General features: G+C 73.3%; 20 protein-coding genes and 1 tRNA gene. 4 read left to right on the top strand and 17 right to left on the bottom strand.

The window, feature by feature from the left end; all coding sequences use genetic code 11:
- Nucleotides 1–25: 25 nt before the first annotated feature.
- The 8 genes from odhI to V5O40_RS20940 all read right to left on the bottom strand — a co-directional run bounded on the left by odhI (nt 26) and on the right by V5O40_RS20940 (nt 5,956).
- On the bottom strand, nt 26–478 hold the full coding sequence (gene odhI, locus V5O40_RS20905) for an oxoglutarate dehydrogenase inhibitor Odhl (RefSeq protein ID WP_093402417.1): 453 nt from the start codon (nt 476–478) through the stop codon (nt 26–28).
- A 220-nt stretch (nt 479–698) separates the two neighbouring features.
- Nucleotides 699–1,079 (bottom strand): glycine cleavage system protein GcvH, encoded by a 381-nt coding sequence (gene gcvH / locus V5O40_RS20910; protein ID WP_332907035.1) that lies wholly within the window; start codon nt 1,077–1,079, stop codon nt 699–701.
- A gap of 55 nt (nt 1,080–1,134) precedes the next feature.
- Nucleotides 1,135–2,061, bottom strand: a complete 927-nt coding sequence (locus V5O40_RS20915; protein WP_332907036.1) for a DUF881 domain-containing protein — start codon at nt 2,059–2,061, stop codon at nt 1,135–1,137.
- A gap of 9 nt (nt 2,062–2,070) precedes the next feature.
- On the bottom strand, nt 2,071–2,403 hold the full coding sequence (locus tag V5O40_RS20920) for a small basic family protein (RefSeq protein WP_093402419.1): 333 nt from the start codon (nt 2,401–2,403) through the stop codon (nt 2,071–2,073).
- Complete coding sequence (locus tag V5O40_RS20925) at nt 2,400–3,320, bottom strand: DUF881 domain-containing protein (protein WP_332907037.1); 921 nt, start codon at nt 3,318–3,320, stop codon at nt 2,400–2,402. The genes V5O40_RS20920 and V5O40_RS20925 overlap by 4 nt, the downstream gene beginning before the upstream one ends.
- A gap of 61 nt (nt 3,321–3,381) precedes the next feature.
- Entirely contained in the window at nt 3,382–4,014 is a 633-nt protein-coding gene (locus V5O40_RS20930; protein WP_408631916.1) for a CDP-alcohol phosphatidyltransferase family protein, read from the bottom strand.
- Between the two features lie 261 nt (nt 4,015–4,275).
- Nucleotides 4,276–4,725, bottom strand: a complete 450-nt coding sequence (locus V5O40_RS20935; RefSeq protein WP_332907038.1) for a MarR family winged helix-turn-helix transcriptional regulator — start codon at nt 4,723–4,725, stop codon at nt 4,276–4,278.
- Between the two features lie 52 nt (nt 4,726–4,777).
- Nucleotides 4,778–5,956 carry a PP2C family protein-serine/threonine phosphatase gene (locus tag V5O40_RS20940; protein WP_332907039.1) on the bottom strand — a complete coding sequence of 393 codons (1,179 nt, stop codon included), beginning with the start codon at nt 5,954–5,956 and terminating at the stop codon, nt 4,778–4,780.
- Between the two features lie 163 nt (nt 5,957–6,119).
- Between V5O40_RS20940 and V5O40_RS20945 the strand changes: the two genes are divergently transcribed.
- The 3 genes from V5O40_RS20945 (at nt 6,120) to V5O40_RS20955 (ending at nt 7,814) form a co-directional block, all read left to right on the top strand.
- Entirely contained in the window at nt 6,120–7,001 is an 882-nt protein-coding gene (locus tag V5O40_RS20945) for a universal stress protein (RefSeq protein WP_332907040.1), read from the top strand.
- 136 nt (nt 7,002–7,137) lie between these two features.
- The gene (locus V5O40_RS20950) at nt 7,138–7,353 is read left to right on the top strand and encodes a phosphatidylethanolamine-binding protein (protein WP_269741697.1); all 216 of its coding nucleotides are present in this window, start codon (nt 7,138–7,140) and stop codon (nt 7,351–7,353) included.
- Nucleotides 7,350–7,814 carry a hypothetical protein gene (locus V5O40_RS20955; RefSeq protein ID WP_332907041.1) on the top strand — a complete coding sequence of 155 codons (465 nt, stop codon included), beginning with the start codon at nt 7,350–7,352 and terminating at the stop codon, nt 7,812–7,814. Before V5O40_RS20950 ends, V5O40_RS20955 begins: the two co-directional genes overlap by 4 nt.
- A 10-nt stretch (nt 7,815–7,824) precedes the next feature.
- Here V5O40_RS20955 and V5O40_RS20960 read toward each other — a convergent pair whose 3' ends face one another.
- Nucleotides 7,825–8,025, bottom strand: a complete 201-nt coding sequence (locus tag V5O40_RS20960; RefSeq protein WP_332907042.1) for a hypothetical protein — start codon at nt 8,023–8,025, stop codon at nt 7,825–7,827.
- Nucleotides 8,026–8,154: 129 nt separating this feature from the next.
- Between V5O40_RS20960 and V5O40_RS20965 the strand changes: the two genes are divergently transcribed.
- Nucleotides 8,155–8,802, top strand: coding sequence for a hypothetical protein (locus V5O40_RS20965; RefSeq protein ID WP_332907043.1), 648 nt, complete (start codon nt 8,155–8,157; stop codon nt 8,800–8,802).
- Between the two features lie 6 nt (nt 8,803–8,808).
- Here the strand turns inward: V5O40_RS20965 and V5O40_RS20970 are convergent, their stop codons facing one another.
- The 8 genes from V5O40_RS20970 to fdh all read right to left on the bottom strand — a co-directional run bounded on the left by V5O40_RS20970 (nt 8,809) and on the right by fdh (nt 17,911).
- Nucleotides 8,809–8,994 (bottom strand): hypothetical protein, encoded by a 186-nt coding sequence (locus V5O40_RS20970; RefSeq protein ID WP_164449908.1) that lies wholly within the window; start codon nt 8,992–8,994, stop codon nt 8,809–8,811.
- 72 nt (nt 8,995–9,066) lie between these two features.
- A complete protein-coding gene (locus tag V5O40_RS20975; protein ID WP_093402430.1) occupies nt 9,067–9,264 on the bottom strand; it encodes a hypothetical protein in 198 nt (65 codons plus the stop codon).
- Nucleotides 9,265–9,310: 46 nt separating this feature from the next.
- Nucleotides 9,311–11,065 (bottom strand): selenocysteine-specific translation elongation factor, encoded by a 1,755-nt coding sequence (gene selB / locus V5O40_RS20980; protein WP_332907044.1) that lies wholly within the window; start codon nt 11,063–11,065, stop codon nt 9,311–9,313.
- A 2-nt stretch (nt 11,066–11,067) separates the two neighbouring features.
- A complete protein-coding gene (gene selA / locus V5O40_RS20985; protein ID WP_332907045.1) occupies nt 11,068–12,372 on the bottom strand; it encodes an L-seryl-tRNA(Sec) selenium transferase in 1,305 nt (434 codons plus the stop codon).
- A gap of 20 nt (nt 12,373–12,392) precedes the next feature.
- Nucleotides 12,393–12,488: transfer RNA gene (locus tag V5O40_RS20990), tRNA-Sec, on the bottom strand.
- 55 nt (nt 12,489–12,543) lie between these two features.
- Nucleotides 12,544–13,563: an NrfD/PsrC family molybdoenzyme membrane anchor subunit gene (gene nrfD / locus V5O40_RS20995; protein ID WP_332907046.1), complete on the bottom strand. Its 1,020-nt coding sequence runs from the start codon at nt 13,561–13,563 to the stop codon at nt 12,544–12,546.
- The gene (locus V5O40_RS21000) at nt 13,560–14,618 is read right to left on the bottom strand and encodes a 4Fe-4S dicluster domain-containing protein (protein WP_332907047.1); all 1,059 of its coding nucleotides are present in this window, start codon (nt 14,616–14,618) and stop codon (nt 13,560–13,562) included. The genes nrfD and V5O40_RS21000 overlap by 4 nt, the downstream gene beginning before the upstream one ends.
- Nucleotides 14,618–17,911, bottom strand: coding sequence for a formate dehydrogenase (gene fdh, locus V5O40_RS21005; RefSeq protein WP_332907048.1), 3,294 nt, complete (start codon nt 17,909–17,911; stop codon nt 14,618–14,620). Before fdh ends, V5O40_RS21000 begins: the two co-directional genes overlap by 1 nt.
- Between the last annotated feature and the right edge of the window lie 401 nt (nt 17,912–18,312).

An 18,312-nucleotide genomic window follows, 5' to 3' on the forward strand; every position in this document is an offset into this window, starting at 1 on the left:
GACGGCCTGGAGGCCGCAGGCTCGTTCACCCCCGGCCGGCCTCACCCTCCGGGCGCGGACCGGCGATGAACACCACCCGGAACTTGCCGATCTGCACCTCGTCACCGTTGCTCAAGGTCGCCGCCTCGACCCGCTCCCGGTTCACGTACGTGCCGTTCAAACTGCCCACGTCCCGCACCGTGAACGTCCCACCATCCCGGTGGAACTCCGCGTGCCGACGCGACACCGTCACGTCGTCGAGAAAGATGTCACTGTCCGGATGCCGCCCACTGGTCGTCACGTCATGGTCCAACAGGAACCGGGCACCCGCGTTCGGCCCCCGCCGGACCACCAGCAGTGCCATCCCCGGCGGCAGCGAACCGGACATCCGGCTCGGCACCACATCGGTGTCCGGCCCCTCCAGCGCTTCCTCGAGCGAACCGAGATTGAGCGTCGACGTGACGTCGAGCGGGGGGAACTCGTCGCCTGGGCGAGTCATGGGGACCACCTCACGGAATCTGTTTCGGTCGGCGTCGGGAGACGGCGGGTCTGGCCGCCGGGCTCTCATCCACCCGGCGGCTGGCTCTCCGTGCCCCGAAAGGCTGTCCGCGACGCTCGACTAATGGGTTCTCGGTCGACTGGGCGAGCCTAGCCAGCGCCGAAAAACAGGGCAACCGGACGCGCGGCAGACACCGCCCCGCCCGCACAGCAAGAAAAGCTCAGCTCTCCGTCAACTCGCGATACGCGTCCGCGCTCAACAGCGCGTCCACCGCCGCCGGATCCGACACCGCGATCTCCACCAACCAGCCCGCGCCGTACGGATCACTGTTGATCACCTCGGGCGTGTCGACCAACGCCTCGTTGCGCGCCGACACCGTCCCAGCCACCGGGGCGTAGAGCTCCGACACACTCTTGGTCGACTCGATCTCACCCAACGACTGACCGGCCGCCACCGCCGCCCCCGCCTCCGGCAACTGCACATACACGATGTCGCCAAGAGCATCCTGCGCGAAATGGGTGATGCCCACCCGAACGGCCCCACCGTCCGCGGCAGCCACCCACTCGTGCTCGGCGGTGTAACGCAGATCCTCAGGAATCACCAGCAGCGTCCTCATCCATCGCGACACCGGACCAACCGGTGCCGGCCGCCGATCTTCAGGAGACCGGACGGGCATGTTCCAGCGGGCGGGGATCGTGCAGTGCCGAGACCTCGGCAACCTCACGCTCCTCAACGATCACGTTACCGCCGTCACCGGCCACCGACGCGACCACCCCACCAGGAATGTTGAGCGCCGTACGCATCGTCGCCGGGTCACCCAGCACCGTGATCGTGAACGGCCCCGTCAACGGACGCCCGTCCACGATCAACGACCCGCCCTCCCCGTTCAGGAAATACGTCGACGCCACGATCCGCACCGTCGCCCGGTCACCACCGGAGATCTGCATCGCCTCCGCACCGGCACCCCGCAACTCCTGCACGGCGTCCAGCACCCGCGCCGCAGAGATCGGTTTCGCCCCCGCCCGGAACCGCACCGTCAGACCCGGACCCCGCGCCGGCAACGTGCCCGCCAGAATGCCCAACTCGTCCGCCCGCCGGGTCGCCTCCTCCAACGCGGCCTGACGCCCCTGCTCACCCGAACGCAACTGCCGCTGGCTCTCCTCCAACTTGGCGATGTCCTGCCGCAACCGGATCTCCCGCGCCTCCAGGTCGTACAGGATCCGGACCAGGTCCTCCTGCCGCGCCGCCGCCAACGACGAATCCGTCGTCGTCATCTTCAACTGCACGGCCAGGGTGAACCCCAGCAGCCCCAGCAGCACCACGATCATCACCGCGGCGGAACTCAACCGCCGCCACGGCGGCACCACCGCGGCCGGGTCGGCCGGCTCCGCCGACACCGACCCGTCCGGCGCGGCCGACGGCTCCTCGTCCCCCGCCGGGTGACCCTGCGGCGACAACGGACTCAACTCGTCCGGATCCGGCGCCTCCGGACGCGGATCCGGCTCCCCCGCCGGGCCGTCCGGCCGCGCCGGCTCCGCCGGCTGCGGCCACCCCGTACCCGTCTGCGTGTGCTCGTCACTCACGCCACAAACCTACGCCCGGAACAGGTGCCGACGGATCGCCGCCACGTTGCCGAAGATTCGAACCCCCAACACGACCACCACACCGGTGGACAACTGACCGCCCACCCCCAACTGGTCACCCAGATACACGATCAGCGCGGCCACCAGCACGTTCGAGATGAACGACACCACGAACTGCTTGTCGTCGAAGATGCGGTCAAGCTTCGCCCGAACCCCACCGAACACCGCGTCCAACGCGGCCACCACCGCGATCGGCAGGTACGGCTGCAACGCCGCCGGCACCGTGGGATCAAGCCACAGCCCGAGCAGCACACCGGCCAACAGGGCCAGCACCGCGATCATCGACCACCTCCGGAGGGACTGGGGGACGTACCCGAGCCGGACGACTCGTCTGCACCCGACGACGACACACTCGGACTCGTCGCGGGCTCCGCGTAGCGTAGCCGCGGCTCCGGAGCAGCGGGCAGCGTGAGGTCGTCGGCGTCGCGCACCGCGAAGGAGACCCCCGTCACCTTCGCCACCTGGCGCATCGTCAACGCGCTGCCGCTGGCCTCGTACCGCTCACGCATGCCGTCCGGTCCGATCGCGCTCACCTCGTACGGCCCGGTCACCGGACGGAAGTCGACAAGGATCGCCTGACCCGCGGAACGGATCGTCGACGTCGACGTCAACCGCTGCCCGTTGATCGCGATCGCCTCGGCACCGGCCCCCCACAGGTCGTTCGCCACGCTCTGCAGATCCAGGTAGATCACCTGGGCCGGACCGGCGTCGGTGCCGCTGATCGCGTCCTGACCAGCCGGCGCGTCCGCCAACTCGACCACCACACCGTCACCGCGCACCCGCCCCAGGCCGGTGCTCGCCTCCAGCTCCCGCAACCGGGCCGCGCGGGAACCACCCAACGCAGCCTCCCGCTGCCGGCTGACCTCCTCGCGCAGCTCCTCGGCTCGCGTCGACAGCGCGTCGGTCTCGCCCTGCCGCTGCTTGATCTGCTCCACCAGGCCGGAGCGGGCCCGCGCACGACCCGGCTCCTCGGCCACCGTCTGCCGGTAGGCCACCGCGAACAGGAACCCGAGCAGCACGACCACCACCAGGCCGATCGGCCCCACCGACCAGCCCGACCGGGCCGGACGGCCGGTCTTCGCCCGTCGGGCCGCCGCGTCGGCGTAGCCCGGATCCAACGGATTACGGAACAACTCGGTGAGAAAGTCCGGGGTGAAGCCCCTCGGCCCACGCCGGCTCTGACCGGGATCGTCGCTCATGACGGCCCTCCCCCGTGCGGCAGCAGGGCGCCGGGTCGATCGTCCCCTCGCCGCCGCGCGCTCATGCGACCGTTTCCTGCCGATCGCGTACCGCCCGCACCAACTGCCGGGCCTGGATCACGTACAACGCACCGGCGATCCAGTAGAGCACCAGACCCCACCACGCCAGCGCCCAGCCGATCGCGCCGGCGGTCGCCGCGGCCGCCGGAACCACCGCAGCCAGCAGCAGGATCGGAAAGGCGGCCAGCAACAGGAAGGTGGCCGTCTTACCGACGTAGTGCACCGGCGGCGGCCCGTAGCCGTGCCGCCGCAGCACGCCGAGCGAGCCCAGCAGCAGCAGTTCCCGCGCCAGCAGCGCGGCGGTGAACTGCCACGGCACCACCTCACGGGCGGTGAACGCGATGAGGGTGGCGAGGATGTAGAGCCGGTCGGCGAGCGGGTCGAGCAGTTCGCCGAGCCGGCTGACCTGTCCCAGCCGCCGGGCGATCCAGCCGTCCACCCAGTCGCTGGTGCCGCCGACGGCCAGCACCACGATGGCGGCGACGTCGGCGCGAGCCACCAGGAACAGGAAGAGAAACAGGGGCACACCCAGCAGGCGGACGAAGCTGATCAGGTTCGGCCAGGTGAGCACCCGGTCGTCGGGTGTCCGGCCATCGCCGCCGCGGGCCTGCGGTCGCTCCGCCCGACCCGACACCGAACCTCCTCCGCGACGCGCTCGGGCACCGCGGCCCTGGTCCGCCGCGCGGCGTCGTACGCGTATCCAGCCGGCTGCTGCCGGCGCCCCCTGTGATTCCTGCCCCGGCCGTCCATCGTCGATGATCACCGGCCGGTCGGATGCGCTGCCACTATAGCGGGCTGTCGTGATGCTTCCGCTGCCCAGCGGTGCCGTGCCGGTCGCTGATCGATACTGGTGTGACCGGGGTCACCATGCGTAAAGCGTCCTAGGATACTGGGGTCAGGTGCCGCGGGTGGCCGCGCGCTGCGCCGTCGCCGCCTGCCCGAAGGCCACAAGCGCCCACAGCAGCTCCTGCCGTCCCCGGACCGGCATCCGTTCGAGGACGGCTCGCACCGCCTCGTGCCGGCGTGAGCGCACCTCCGCCAGCAGCATTTCGGCGGCGGCGGTCGGGGCGAGGCGCACCTCCCGACGATCCCGCGGGTCGACGGTGCGGCGCACCAGCCCGATCGCCTCCAGCCGGTCACAGAGCCGGCTGGCCGAGGAGGGCACCACGTGCAGCAGCTCGGCCAGCCCGTTCACGTTCGTCTCCGGGCGGACGCTGAGCAGGGACAGCACCCGTAGCTGGGTCGGCGACACCGCGAGCCGGTGCCGGTGCACGGCCGAGTCGAGCACACCCACCAGCGCCTCGGCGGCCGTGTCCATCGCCGCGCTGAGATCCGGTCGCTCCACCCGATGTCCCCTGCGATGTTCCGCTGTCCACACCGACCCGCCTCACGGTAGGTCAACCCTGATCCCGGCCGGCCGAGCCACGCCAGTCCAGACAGACGACAACCGCGTCGTCCCGTAGATCGGCGTCCGCGTGGAAACTCTGCAACTCGCGCATCACCGTACCGACCGCCTCGGTCGGCGGCTGCAACCGTGTGGCCCGCATCGCCCGGGCCATCGCCCGCTCGCCGTACGTCTCCCGGCCGCTCGGATCCGCCGCCCACACCCCGTCGGAGACGACGAACAACCGGTCCCCGGGATCGAGGTCGAACTCCTGGAGGTCGTACCGGGTCTCGCCGAACATGCCCAGTGGTAGCTGCTGTTCCAGGGCGACCCGGGACACCGCACCGCCCCGCACCCGCACCAGATGCGGCGAGCCGGCGTCCACCGCCCGTACCCGTCCGCTGGCACAGTCCAGTTCGAGCAGCAGCGTGGCCACGTGCCGATCGCCCCGATGCTGGTAGTAGACCGTGTCGGAGGCCAGCTCGGCCTGTTCCACCAGGCCGCCACCGGAGCGGCGGGCGTTGCGCATCGCATTCACCGTCACCGCCGTCAACAGCGCGGCGGCGAGGCCGATACCGTCGCCGTTGAGCACGGTGACGGTGAGCCGCCCCTCGTCCAGGGACCAGTCGAAGTGGTCACCACCCACCGTGTAGGCCGGTTCGAGCTGACCCGCCAGGTGGAAGGAGTCGTGGCTGACGCTGCGCCCTGGCAGCAGTTCCCACTGCAGCTCCGCCGCCATGCTCAGCCGCTCCCGCCGCCGGACCCGCCGGTAGCGGTCGGTCTCCCGGTCGGCCGCCCGCAGCGACATGGCCAGCTCCCCGGCCATGTCGACCGCCGCGCGCACCACCGTCTCCGTCGGTTCGCCGGTCAGCTCGACCATGAGCACCCCGAGCCGCTCGCCCCACACCGTCAGCGGCAGGTGGATGCGGCACCGTCCGTCCTCACCGGACTCCCGGACCGGCTGCTGGCTGCTGAAGCAGCGCCGCACCGTACCCTGGACGCCCGGGCCGGCCGCGCCGTCCTGGCGCGAGTCGAGCACCGGCCACAACCCGCTGATCCGGTAGTCGGCGATGTAGACGGCGGTGCCCGACGCGCCGAGCGCCGCCCGGATGGCCAGGTCGGCGGCTTCGACCACGCGATCGGGCGGGGCCTCGCGCAGGGCGCGGGAGATCCCTGTGGGCGCATCCGCCATGACCATCCTCCGAAAATACTTGCTCTGGGGCAAGCATCATACGGAGGTGGATCCACGCATGGTCACCCGGCCGACCGCCTCGGCGGTATCGCCCCGCTGGCCACCGGGAGACGGCGATACTGACCGGGACCGGTCCCGATGACGACCGAGCACGGGAGGCGACGTGACCCCGGACAGCGGCGCGGCGGTGGTGGTCGGTGTGGACGGCTCCGAGTCCGCCCGCGCCGCGCTCCGGCTTGCCGCCACGGCTGCCGCCCACCGCGGCCGACCGCTGCGGGTGGTGCACGCCTTCATCTGGCCGACGCTGCACTCCCCCGTCCGTCCGGCCACGCAGAGCGCCCCCGACGGCGGTCTGCGAGCCCGGGCGGAGCAACTGGTCGCCGCCGCCGTCGACGAGGCCGAGGCGACCGTTCCCGGGCTCCGGGTCACCGGCGAGCTGGTCGACGGCGAGGCCACCGCCGTGCTGCTGGCCGAGGCGTCCACCGCGACGATGGTGGTGGTCGGTGACCGCGGCGGCGGTGGGTTCGCGGCGCTGGTGGTCGGCTCGGTCGCGGTGAAGCTGGCCGCGTACGCCGACTGTCCGGTGCTGGTGGCGCGCGGGACCTCCCACGCCGACGGTGCCGTCGTGGTCGGGGTGGACGGTTCGGAGCTGTCCCGCCGGGCCGTGGAGTTCGCCGTCCAGGAGGCCGCGCTGCGCGGCGCCGCGGTGCTCGCGCTGCACGCCTACCGGCACCCGGTGTCCACCGGTCCGGGTGACATGCAGCCGCTGGTGTACGACGAGTCCGAGTTGCGGGCCGACGAGGACCGCGCGGTGGCCGAGTCCATCGCCGGGCTGACCGAGCGGTACCCCGAGGTGCGGATCACCCGCAGCTCGGTGCGGGGTCGCGCCGCACGGGTCCTCACCGACGCCTCCCGCCAGGCGCAACTGATGGTGGTCGGTGGACAGGGGCGGGGTGAGGTGACCGGGCTGCTGCTGGGTTCGGTGAGCCAGTCACTGCTGCACCACAGTCACTGTCCGGTCGCGGTGGTACGCCCGCCCCGATGACCGGCCGGCACGGTTGACGGCGGTTCAGGCGGGTAGACGGGCCGCGTCCGCCACCGGCGGCGAGCCGACGCCACGGCCACGACCCAAGGGGTCTACCGAGGCCGTGACGACGAGGCGCCGAACAAAGGAGACAGTCATGCCCGGACCGCGACCCGGCAGCAACGCCTACGACAAGCAGCGTGCCCGCCTCCGCAACGCCATCGACGGCTCGGGCCGACACACCCCGGACCAGAAGGCCGACGAGGCGGCGAACCGGATCCTGCGGGAGGACCGGGGCCGGCGCGGCGTCGTGCGGGGCGAGCGGACCTACGGGCCCAAGGGCAACCGCGAGCCCGGAGATCCGAAGAAGTGAGGGCGGCCGACCTGACCGACGGCCTCATCGCCGGGGCCGTCGGCACCACCGCGCTCAACATCGCGACCTACCTGGACATGACGGCCCGGGCCCGGCCGGCCAGCCAGACACCGGAGCGCAGCGCCGGAAAGGTCGCCCGCCTCACCCATCTGTCCCTGGGCTCACCGCAACAGGCGGACAACCGGCGCAGCGGCCTCGGTGCGCTGATGGGCTACGCCGTCGGTGCCGCCGCCGCCACCGGCTTCGCCGTGCTGACCCGGGGGCGCCGACAGCCGCTGCTGCGGGCTGCCGTCCTGCTCGGCGGAGGCGTGATGACACTGACGGACGGCTCGCTGACCCTGCTCGGCGTCACCGATCCGCGCACCTGGCGCCGCGTCGACTGGCTCGCCGACCTCGGCCCGCACCTCGCCTTCGGGCTGACGGCCGCAGCCACCTGGAACCGGCTGCGGCCGTCGAGGTAGAACTTGCCGGCTAGTGGTCGCTGTCGTCCTCGGCGACGGGTCGACCGCTCGGACCGTACGGCGACACCTGGCCGTGCGGCACCTTGCGGCCGGTGTCGCCCGGCGACGAGCCACGGTTACGGGGATGGCCCACCGGATCGGGGCCCTTGTTGTCCTGGCTGGTGTCACCGAGGGCGTTGCGCCGCAGTTCCTGCTGCTGCGGGTTCGTCACGGTGCTCTCCCTTCGCCGTACGCGGCGCGCTGCCGCGTCCACCCGCGGCTTACCCGTCCCCGTCGGTGGCATTCCGGCGCGGTCAGCCCGGCGAGGGCTAACCGCGCCGCCGGTGGGTACACCCCGCGGATGGGCGACCAACGGGCGCTGGCGCGGACCCTGCTGACCCGCCGTACGTACGCCGAGGAGGCCGGCATCGCGCTGGCCGACCGACCGGCGCCGCTGTACCAGCTGCTGGTGCTGGTCACGCTGCTGAGCACCCGGATCCGGGCGCAGGTGGGGGTGGCGGCGGCCCGGGAACTCTTCGCGGCCGGCTACCGCACCCCGCAGGCCATGGAGGCCGCCGGCTGGCAGCAACGGGTCGACGCACTGGGTCGCGGCCACTACCGCCGCTACGACGAGCGGACCGCCACGATGCTCGGCTCCGGCGCCCGGCTCTGTCTGGACCGCTGGCACGGCGACCTGCGGCGGTTGCACCGGGAGGCGGCCGGCGAGCCGAGGCAGCTTCGCCGGCTGCTCACCGAGTTCCCCGGCATCGGACCCACCGGGGCGGACATCTTCCTGCGCGAGGTGCAGTCGGTCTGGCCGGAGCTGCGCCCGTACGCCGACCGGCGGGCGGTGGCCGGGGCGCGACGGCTCGGTCTGCCGGCCACCACGGACCGGTTGGCCCGGCTCGTCGACGACGTCGACTTCGGTCGGCTCGCCTCGGCACTGGTCCGGGTCGCCCTCGGTGAGGAGTCGGCCGGGCAGATTACCCGCACCGCCGCCACCCGCTGAGCGTCGTCACTTCGCCGCGTCGCCGCCGGGCCTGGTCAGGTACCACACCAGCAGCGACGCCAGCAACGCCAGCACCACCAACCCGCCGGAGAGGCCACGCCCCTCCTCCGGCGACCGGCCGGTGGTGCCGAAGTAGATCACGGCGAGGCCGGCGAGCACCGCGAGGAACTTCCGGATGCCTCGGTCCTTCACAGTCGGCACCGTACGCGCCACCAGACGCGATCGGGCGTTTTGGCGCTATATGTCCCCCTGAGGAGGGAGCGTTCAGTCGACCTCCAGATCGTCGAGGGAGATCTTGTGGCTCATCAACCACCGGGCCAGCGCCGACATGCCGAACAGCCACAGCGGCGCGGACTCGGTGGTGCCGTTCGTCGCGTAGACGGCGAACCGCAGGTCCGGCGCCCGGTACGCCTCGATCCGCCACCGATGCTGCCGATCCCGCCAGACCGCGGAGGGGTCCATGCCGCCACGGTAGGTGCCCGGCCCCGGTCCCGGGGCGACGATGCGCTCAATCCACCACCACCCGGGCGTCGTCAGGCAGTCGCCGGGTCAGCCCCCGCCGGTCCAGCAACTCCAGCAACGGCACCGCCACCCGGCGGGTCGTGTCGAGCGCCTGCCGGGCGGCGCTGAGGGTGAACGGCTGCGGCAGCCCGGTCAGTACCCGCACCGCCTGCTGCGGCGCGCCGGGCGGCAGCAGCACGTTACCGGTCAGCCGCAGCAGCGCCCCGGCCCGCACCGCCGCACCGATCTCCCGGGCGCCCAACCCGACGGCGGTGAGTCGCGCGGCGTCGGGGGCGCGAAACGGGTGGGCCGCGTAGTCCTCGCTCACCAGGGCCAACGCGCGGGCCACCGGCTCGGGCAGCGCCGCCGTGCCGGGTGCCACCACCCGGCCGGCGACCAGCCGCAGCGGCGGCCGGACCAGCGCTTCGACAAGCAACCGGTCGGGCAGGTCGAGCTGCCGGCGTAACTGCTCGACCGGCGCACCCGCCGCCAGCGGATGCGCGGTGGCGTGCTCGGCCACGGCCGCGGCGAGCCGATCGCCCAACCGCCGCCAGTGAACCGGATCGGCCAGCCAGTCGCCCGCCACCGGCGTCCGGGTCACCGGCACCCCCGCCCGGACCAGGTCGCCGACCCGGGCCAGGCCGCGGCGGCCCAGCTCACCGGCAAGATCGGGACGGCCGTCCAGGGTGGCCAGCACCACCGCCCGGGCCGCCGCGGCACCCCGACGCGCCAACGGCGGCGGTAGCACGTCGAGCACGGTGACCGCGCCGGCGACGTACCGGCGGCCCGGATCACGCAGCAACGCCCGGTCCCCCACCAGCAGCGGCAGCGGGCGACTCAGCCGCAACCGGGCCGTGTCCGACCCCAGCGGACGGATCCGCACCGGCACCGCGGCCGAACCGACGTGCAGCGTCAGCGTCACCGGCAGCTCGGTCACCGCGACACCGGCCAGGCGTACGTCGACCAGGTCGGTGGGGCGGAACCGACCTGGGGTGAGCAGCGCGTCGCCGCGGCTGATCCGGTCGCGGGCCACCCCCCGCAGGTTCACCGCCACCCGGGCCACCGGCACCGCCTCGTCGCAGGCGGCACCGAGCCGGTGCAGGCCCCGGATCCGCACCGGTTCGCCGCTGCCGGCCAACTCCAGTCGGTCGCCGACGCGCAGCCGCCCGGCGCCCAGGGTTCCGGTCACCACGGTGCCGCTGCCCCGCACCGTGAAACAGCGGTCCACCCAGAGCCGGACCGGGCCGTCGGGCACCGGGGCCGGCATCCGGTCGGCCAACCGGTCCAGCGCGGCCCGCAGCGCGGGCAGGCCGGTGCCGGTCACGGCACTGACCGGCACCGCCTCGACCCCGGCGAGCGAGGTCCCCGCCAGCTCCGACCGGGCCCGGGCCAGGGCCGCCGCCGGATCGGCCAGGTCCACCCGGGTCACCACCAGCAGGCCGTACCCGACGCCGAGCGCGTCCAGGGCGGCCAGGTGCTCGGCGGACTGCGGCATCCAACCCTCGTCGGCCGCGACCACCACCACGGCGGCCGGCACCGGCCCCACCCCGGCCAGCATGTTCGGCACGAACCGCTCGTGCCCCGGCACGTCGACGAACGCGACGGTACGACCCGACGGCAGCGCCGTCCAGGCGAACCCGAGGTCGATGGTCATGCCCCGGCGGCGTTCCTCCGCCCAGCGGTCCGGTTCCATTCCGGTCAGCGCCCGCACCAGCGTCGACTTGCCGTGGTCGACGTGCCCGGCGGTGGCCACCACCAGCATGGTCAGTCGTCTCCCGACACGGCCAGCACCGCCGCGCGCAGCGACCCGTCGGCCCGTTCGGGCACGCACCGCAGGTCGAGCAGCAGCCGGCCACGGACCACCCGACCCAGCACCGGTGGGTCGCCGACCCGCAGCGGGGCCGCGTACCGCTCCGGCAGGCTGAGCGCCCACGAGTCCAGCTCGACGCCGGGTGCGCCGCCGCCGCCGACCACCGCCACCGACGGCACCACCTCCGCCGTGCGGCCGTCGGCGGCGAGCGTGTCGCGGAGCCGTTCGGTCCGCTGAGGCAGCGCCACCGGGTCGGCGTGCAGCGCCCGGCGGGTGGGGGTGGCCGGGTCACCGAGGGTGCCCGCGAGCGCGGCCAGGGTCAGCTTGTCCACCCGCACCGCCCGTGCCAGGGGGTGCCGGCGCAGCCGCTCGACCAGGTCGGCGGCGCCGAGCAGCAGCCCGGCCTGCGGACCACCCAGCAGCTTGTCACCGCTGGCGGTGACCAACGCCGCCCCGGCCCGCAGGGTGCTCGCGGCATCCGGTTCGTCCGGCAGCAGCGGGTCGGGCACCAGCAGCCCGGAGCCGATGTCGGCGACCACCGGCACACCGAGCCCGGCCAGCCGCCGTACCGGCACGGCCGAGGTGAAACCGGTGACCCGGAAATTGGACGGGTGCACCTTCAACACGAAGCCGGTACGCGGCCCGACGGCGGCGGCGTAGTCGGCGAGGGTGGTCCGGTTGGTGGTGCCCACCTCCCGCAGCCGGGCGCCGGTGCTGGTCAGCAGGTCGGGCAGCCGGAAGCCGTCGCCGATCTCCACCAGTTCGCCCCGGCTGACCACGATCTCGGCGTCGGCGGCGAGCGCGGTGGCCGCCAGCACCAGCGCGGCGGCACCGTTGTTGACCACGTGCACCGCCTCGGCGGCGGGTACGGCGGCGGCGAGCGCGGCCAACGCGTCCCGGCCCCGGCGGGCGCGCCGCCCGGTGCCCAGGTCCAACTCCACGTCGGTGTACCCGGCGGCGGCGGTCACCGCGGCCAGCGCGGCCTCGGAGAGAGCGGCCCGCCCGAGATTGGTGTGCAGCACCACCCCGGTGGCGTTGAGCACGACCCGGGGCACCGGCGGCGGCAACGCGGCCAACGCGGCGTCGCGTACCCCGGTCGGGTCGATCTCCCCCCGGCGGGCCCGCTCCTGGGCCTGCCGCACCGCGCTGCGCACCCGGTCGCGGCCGACCGCGACGGCGGCCGCGACCAGCGACGGCTCGGCCAGCAACACGTCGGTACGCGGCACCCGGCGCCGCGGGTCGGCGCCGCCGTCGCTCATCGGTTCATCCCCTCGCAGCCTGGCGGAGACGGACGGGAATCGAACCCGCCTGGCCCGGATCCCGGACCACACCGGTTTTGAAGACCGGGAGGGGCACCAGCCGCCTGAACGCCTCCACCCGGCCATTGGATCACAGCGCGGCGGCGGGTGTGCGGCCGCGCCGACACCACGCTACCGGTCGGGTTCGACCGCCCGCCGATCGAGCCGAGCCCGCTGCGGCAGGACCGTGTACTTCGGATCGCGGGCCGAGGCGACTCCGGCGTGGAACACCCCGAAGCGGGTGGCCACCGACGCGGCCAGCAGCGCGGCACCGGAGACGGCCGAGACCAGTCGGCTACGGCGGCCCAGCACCGCCCCGGCCACCCCGGCGACGGTCAGTGCCCGACCGGCGCGCAGCAGCCGACCGGCCCGACCCGTCCGGTACGGCTCCCCCAGCAGGCCGAGGCGATTCTCCACCCGGTGCGCGCCGAACAGTTCCAGTCCGGCGCCGGCCACCGCCAGCCGTCGCGCCGGACCGGCCTGCGCCGGCGGCACGGCCAGCAGACCCACTCCCGCGCCGCTGGCCAACGCGCTGCCCGCGAAGACGAACGGCAGGTCCGGGTACGCCTCGTGCCAGGACGGCACCGCCGTGTCGGCCAGCAGGACCGCCGTGTACGTGCCCAGGGCCGGCGCGGTCACCGCGGCGGCCAGCCCGGCGACCCGCCCGACCGGCGGCAACGCCCGCCGGACCAACCCAAGCGGACCCCGGGCGGGCAGCAGCGGCGCCACCTCGGCGACCGCGGCGAGTCCGGCGGCCGGACCGTACCCGGTGAGGATCCAGGTGCCCACCGACATCGGTGAGGTCGGCTTCGCCACCCGCAGCATGTGGTGGAACCGATCCGGCCGGCCCAGGTCCTTGACCAGCAGGCCGGCGCTGGCGGTGACGGCGGCCAGCGCGGCGAACCGGCCGGCCCGGCGCAGCTCGGCGCGCCCGGTCAGCTGCCCACCCGCCGCGAGCAGCGACGAGCCGGCGGCCAGCCCACCGGTGAACAGGTAGGCGGCGATCTCCCACGTCCACACCGGTGGTTTCAGGATCGGCCGGCCGTAGTAGGAGGTGAACTCCGCCGGCGGCACGGCCAGTTCCTCACCCCCGCGACGGCCGGCCCGGAAACGGCGGAACGTGTCACCGACCGCCGGCCGGCGCGGGTTCACCGTCGACCGCCGAGGAACGCGCCGACGGCCGCCGCCGTCATGGCCAGCGCGGCCAGCCCCGCCCGACGCCACATCGCCGGCAGGTCCCGGGTGGTGACCTGCGGATCCGGCGGCAGGCCGTACACCTCCGGCTCGTCGAGCAGCAGGAAGAACGCGCCGTCGCCGCCGACTCCGTCGTCCGGGTCGTGGCCGTAGAGCCGTGCCTGCGTCTCCCCCCGCTCCCGCAGCGTGACGACCCGCGCGGCGGCCCGTTCCCGCAACTCGTCGAGGGGACCGTACTGGATGGACTCGGTCGGGCAGGCCTGCGCGCAGGCCGGGGTCAGGCCCGCGCCGATCCGGTCGTAGCAGAGCGTGCACTTCCACACCCGACCGTCGTCCACCCGCCGGTCGATCACCCCGTACGGGCAGGCCGACACGCAGTAGCCGCAGCCGTTGCAGATGTCCTCCTGCACCACCACGGTGCCGAACTCGGTGCGGAACAACGCCCCGGTCGGGCAGACGTCGAGGCAGCCGGCCCGGGTGCAGTGCTTGCACACGTCCGACATCATCAGCCAGCGGAAGTCGCTGCGCCCCTGGGCGCTGCCGGTACGCCCGGGTGGCCCGGCCGCCGGCATGCCGAGGAACTCGGTCATCCGGGCGGCGGCCGGCGGTTGACCGGGCAGCACACCTGGCTCGGTGCCGGTGGGGGTGGCGGTGCCGGCCGACCGGGCGGCGGAGGTGGCACTGGCCGCGTCGCTCGTCGGGCACCCGGCGAACGACGCGGTGCCGTGACCGGCGGGCCGGGGCTGTTCGACGAAGGCCACGTGCCGCCACGAATTCGCCGTCAGCGCGCCGGTGTTGTCGTAGGACATGCCGAGCAGGTCCAGCCCGGAGGTCGGTACCCCGTTCCACTCCTTGCAGGCCACCTCGCAGGCCTTGCAGCCGATGCAGACGCTGGTGTCGGTGAAGAAACCCATCCGCGGTGGCGCGTCGACCCAGCCGGCCGCGGTCGCCGGATCGGCGGCCGGCAGCGGCGACCGTGGCGGTCCGGCGGGCCGGTGCGGCGGATCGGCCATCAGTGGTTCCCCTCTCCGTCGCCGGTGGGCCCGCGCGGCTCGACCGGCACGCCGGGGGTGACCGCCGGCGGTGCGGCACCCGGCACGATGCCGGCCCTGGCGCGGTAATCCTGCACCAGCTCCCGCAGCGCCGCCCCGGTGGGCCGACGCCCCGGCCGCACGTCACAGGTGCCGATCTTGCTCTCCTGGATCAGCACGTTCGGGTCCAGGGTGATGCCGAACAGGTCGTTGGCCGAATCCCCGGTGACCAGCCCCTCGAAGCCGAAGTGGTACGGCAGCCACAGCTGGTGGATCACCCGGCCGTCGACGGCCAGCGGCACCAGCCGATCGGTGACCAGCACCCGGGCCTCGATCGCCGCGCGGGCGGTGATCAGGTGCGCCCAGCCGAGATGGGTCAGCCCGGCCAACGCCGCCAACTCCGGGGAGACCTCCACGAACATCTCCGGCTGCAGTTCCGCCAGCGGCGCGACGGTCCGGCTCATCCCACCGGCCGTGTGGTGCTCGGTGAGCCGGCTGACCGTGAACACGTACGGGAAGACCTGGTCGTGCTGCTGCGGTGGACTCGGGTTCGTCGAGTTCACCGGATGGGCGTACCGCTTGCGCGTCGGGTTGGCCTGCTGGCCGTAGAGCGGGTTGCGCACCGGCGACTCGGCCGGCTCGTAGTGCGTCGGCAGCGGCCCGTCCAGCACCCCGCTGGGCGCGTACAGCCAGCCCTTACCGTCGGACTGCATGATGAACGGATCGTCACCGGCCAGCGCCGCCGATCCCGTGGCGCCCTCCGGCGGCCGGTACGACGGCGGTTTCGTCACCTCGAAGTCCGGCACGTCGCGGCCGGTCCACCGGCCGGCCTCGGCGTCCCACCACACGTACCGCTTCCGCTCGCTCCACGGGCGGCCCTGCGGGTCGGCGGAGGCCCGGTTGTAGAGCAGCCGGCGGTTCGCCGGCCACGCCCACCCCCACTCGGCGGCCACCCAGTCCTGTTCGTGTCCCGGCCGGCGGCGGGCCGCCTGGTTGACCCCGTCGGCGTACACGCCGGTGTAGATCCAGCAGCCGATCGCGGTCGTCCCGTCCGCACGGGCCTGCGTGAACGCCGACAGCGGACGGCCGGTCGCCGTGTCGTACCCGTTGATCTCCCGCAGCACCGCCTCGGCGTCCGGCTCGGCGTGCCGGCCGTGGGTGGGATAGTCCCAGGTCAGATCGAGCAGCGCCCGGTCGCGTGGCAGGGCCGACCCGGCCAGCTTCGCCCGGATCCGCTGCCCCAGGTGGTAGAAGAACCACAGCTCGGAGCGGGCGTCGCCGGGCGGGTCGACGGCCTTCTCCCGCCACTGCAGCAGCCGCTGGGTCTGGGTGAACGTGCCCTCCTTCTCCACGTGCGAGGCGGCCGGCAGGAAGAACACCTCGGTGCCGCACTGCTCCGGCACGATCTCACCGGTGGCGACCTCCGGGCCGCGCTGCCAGAACGTCGCGCTCTCGATCATGAACAGGTCACGGACGACGAGCCAGTCCAGGTTCGCCATGCCCAGCCGCTGGGCCCGACCGTGCGCCGAACCGACCGCCGGGTTCTGGCCGAGCAGGAAGTAGCCCTTCACCTTGCCGTCGATCATGTTGAGCACCTGCTGGTAGGTGCCGTGATCACCGCTCAACCGGGGCAGGTACCCGTAGCAGAAGTCGTTCTCCGCAGTGGCCGCGTCCCCCCAGTACGCCTTGAGCAGGCTCGCGGCGTAGGCGCGGGCGCCGCCCCAGAAACCCTTCTGACCCGGGTGCCGGATGCTGTCCGTCCAGGCGTCGAAATCGGGATGCCGGGCGTGATGCGGCATCGGCAGATACCCCGGCAGCAGGTTGAACAGGGTCGGGATGTCGGTGGATCCCTGGATGCTGGCATGCCCGCGCAGCGCCAGCACCCCACCGCCGGGCCGACCCACGTTGCCCAGCAGCAGCTGGATGATCGCCCCGGTGCGGATGTACTGCACGCCGACCGTGTGCTGGGTCCAGCCGACCGAGTAGATCAGGCAGCCGGTGCGCTCCCGCCCGGAGTTCTCCGTCCAGGCCCGGGCCAGCTCCAGGAACTTCTCCCGAGGTACGCCACAGACCCGCTCCACCATCTCCGGGGTGTAGCGGGCGAAGTGCCGCTTGAGGATCTGGTACACGCAGCGCGGGTGTTGCAGCGTCTCGTCCCGCTGCACCTGCCGGGCGACCGGAGCGCCGTGCGACTCGTGACGCAGCCCGGCCGCAGTGTCCCGCTCCCGGGCCGTGTGGCCGCTGCCGGAGTCCCGCTCGTGGCCCGCGTACTGCCAGCTGTCCTGCACGTAGCTGGCGGTCGCCGGGTCGAATCCCGAGAAGAGCCCGTCGGCGTCCTCGGCGTCGACGAAGTCGTCACTGACGATCGTCGCCGCGTTGGTGTACGCCAGCACGTACTCCCGGAAATCCAACTCGTTGCTGAGGATGTGGTTCACCACCGCACCCAGCAACGCGATGTCGGTGCCCGCCCGGATCGGCAGGTACACGTCGGCGACCGCACTGGTCCGGGTGAACCGCGGATCGACGTGGAAGACCTTGGCCCCGCGCCGTTTCGCCTCCATCACCCACTGGAAGCCCACCGGATGGGCCTCGGCCATGTTGGAACCCTGGATGACGATGACGTCGGCGTTCGCCACGTCCTGCTGAAAATCCGTCGCGCCACCGCGACCGAAGCTGGCCCCCAGACCGGGGACGGTGGCGGAGTGTCAAATCCGGGCCTGGTTCTCGATCTGAAGCGCCCCCATCGCGGTGAACAGCTTCTTGATGAGGTAGTTCTCCTCGTTGTCCAGGGTGGCCCCGCCCAGACTGGCGATCCCCAGCGTGCGGTTCAGCGGCCGACCCTCGGCGTCGACGTCCTCCCACGTGTCGGCGCGCGCCGCGAGAACCCGATCGGCGATCATGTCGAGCGCGGTGTCGAGGTCCAGGTCCTCCCACTCGGTGCCGTACGGCCGCCGGTAGCGCACCGTGGTCTGGCGCAGCGGGCTGGTGACCAGGCTCCGGCTGGCGGCACCCTTCGGGCAGAGCCGGCCCCGGGAGATGGGACTGTCCGGGTCACCCTCGATCTGCGTGATCCGCTCGTCGGTGACGAAGACGCGCTGCCCGCAGCCGACGGCACAGTACGGGCAGACGGAACGGGCGATCCGGTCGGCGTCCTGCGTGCGGGCGGTCAACTCGGCACTGCGGCTCGAACACGCCGCGGCACCCCGACCCAACGGGTCAGTGCCGGTGAGCTGCCGGTAGACCGGCCAGCCCAGCAACCTGTCCCGCAGCCCCACGCTCGACACCTCCGGTCTCGACCTTAGGACAGCGGGCCGGGATCGGCGACCCGCCTACCGGAACCACACACGACATCGCCCCCGGCCCGAGAAGGGCCGGGGGCGACGAAGGTGCCGGTGTGCAGGTCGCCTCTCGGCGAGTGGCGCGACGCGGCTCCAGCCGAACGGTATTCCGCGACGGCAATTTAGGTGAGGCCCGGGGACACTTGACACACCGACACCCGAGTCAACAGGTTACCCGCTCCGCTTCTTCCTACCCCTGACGTGACCGCCGCCACAGTATGAGCCGGTAATCTCCGCAGACCCCGCCGGGGGGGCCCCCCGGGGGGGGGGGGCCGGGGGGGGGTGGGGACCCCGGGGGGGGGGTTTGTGGGGGTGGTGGGGTTGAGTGCGGGGGAGTG

Origin of the sequence: Micromonospora palythoicola, from assembly GCF_036689795.1 — a bacterium.
Lineage (GTDB): Bacteria > Actinomycetota > Actinomycetes > Mycobacteriales > Micromonosporaceae > Micromonospora > Micromonospora palythoicola.

Coding starts and splice junctions, on each gene's coding strand:
- odhI (WP_093402417.1), bottom strand. CDS start 478: ATGACTCGCCCAGGCGACGAGTTCCCCCCGCTCGACGTCACGTCGACG.
- V5O40_RS20920 (WP_093402419.1), bottom strand. CDS start 2,403: ATGATCGCGGTGCTGGCCCTGTTGGCCGGTGTGCTGCTCGGGCTGTGG.
- V5O40_RS20925 (WP_332907037.1), bottom strand. CDS start 3,320: ATGAGCGACGATCCCGGTCAGAGCCGGCGTGGGCCGAGGGGCTTCACC.
- V5O40_RS20940 (WP_332907039.1), bottom strand. CDS start 5,956: ATGGCGGATGCGCCCACAGGGATCTCCCGCGCCCTGCGCGAGGCCCCG.
- V5O40_RS20950 (WP_269741697.1), top strand. CDS start 7,138: ATGCCCGGACCGCGACCCGGCAGCAACGCCTACGACAAGCAGCGTGCC.
- V5O40_RS20965 (WP_332907043.1), top strand. CDS start 8,155: ATGGGCGACCAACGGGCGCTGGCGCGGACCCTGCTGACCCGCCGTACG.
- V5O40_RS20975 (WP_093402430.1), bottom strand. CDS start 9,264: ATGGACCCCTCCGCGGTCTGGCGGGATCGGCAGCATCGGTGGCGGATC.
- selB (WP_332907044.1), bottom strand. CDS start 11,065: ATGCTGGTGGTGGCCACCGCCGGGCACGTCGACCACGGCAAGTCGACG.
- selA (WP_332907045.1), bottom strand. CDS start 12,372: ATGAGCGACGGCGGCGCCGACCCGCGGCGCCGGGTGCCGCGTACCGAC.
- V5O40_RS21000 (WP_332907047.1), bottom strand. CDS start 14,618: ATGGCCGATCCGCCGCACCGGCCCGCCGGACCGCCACGGTCGCCGCTG.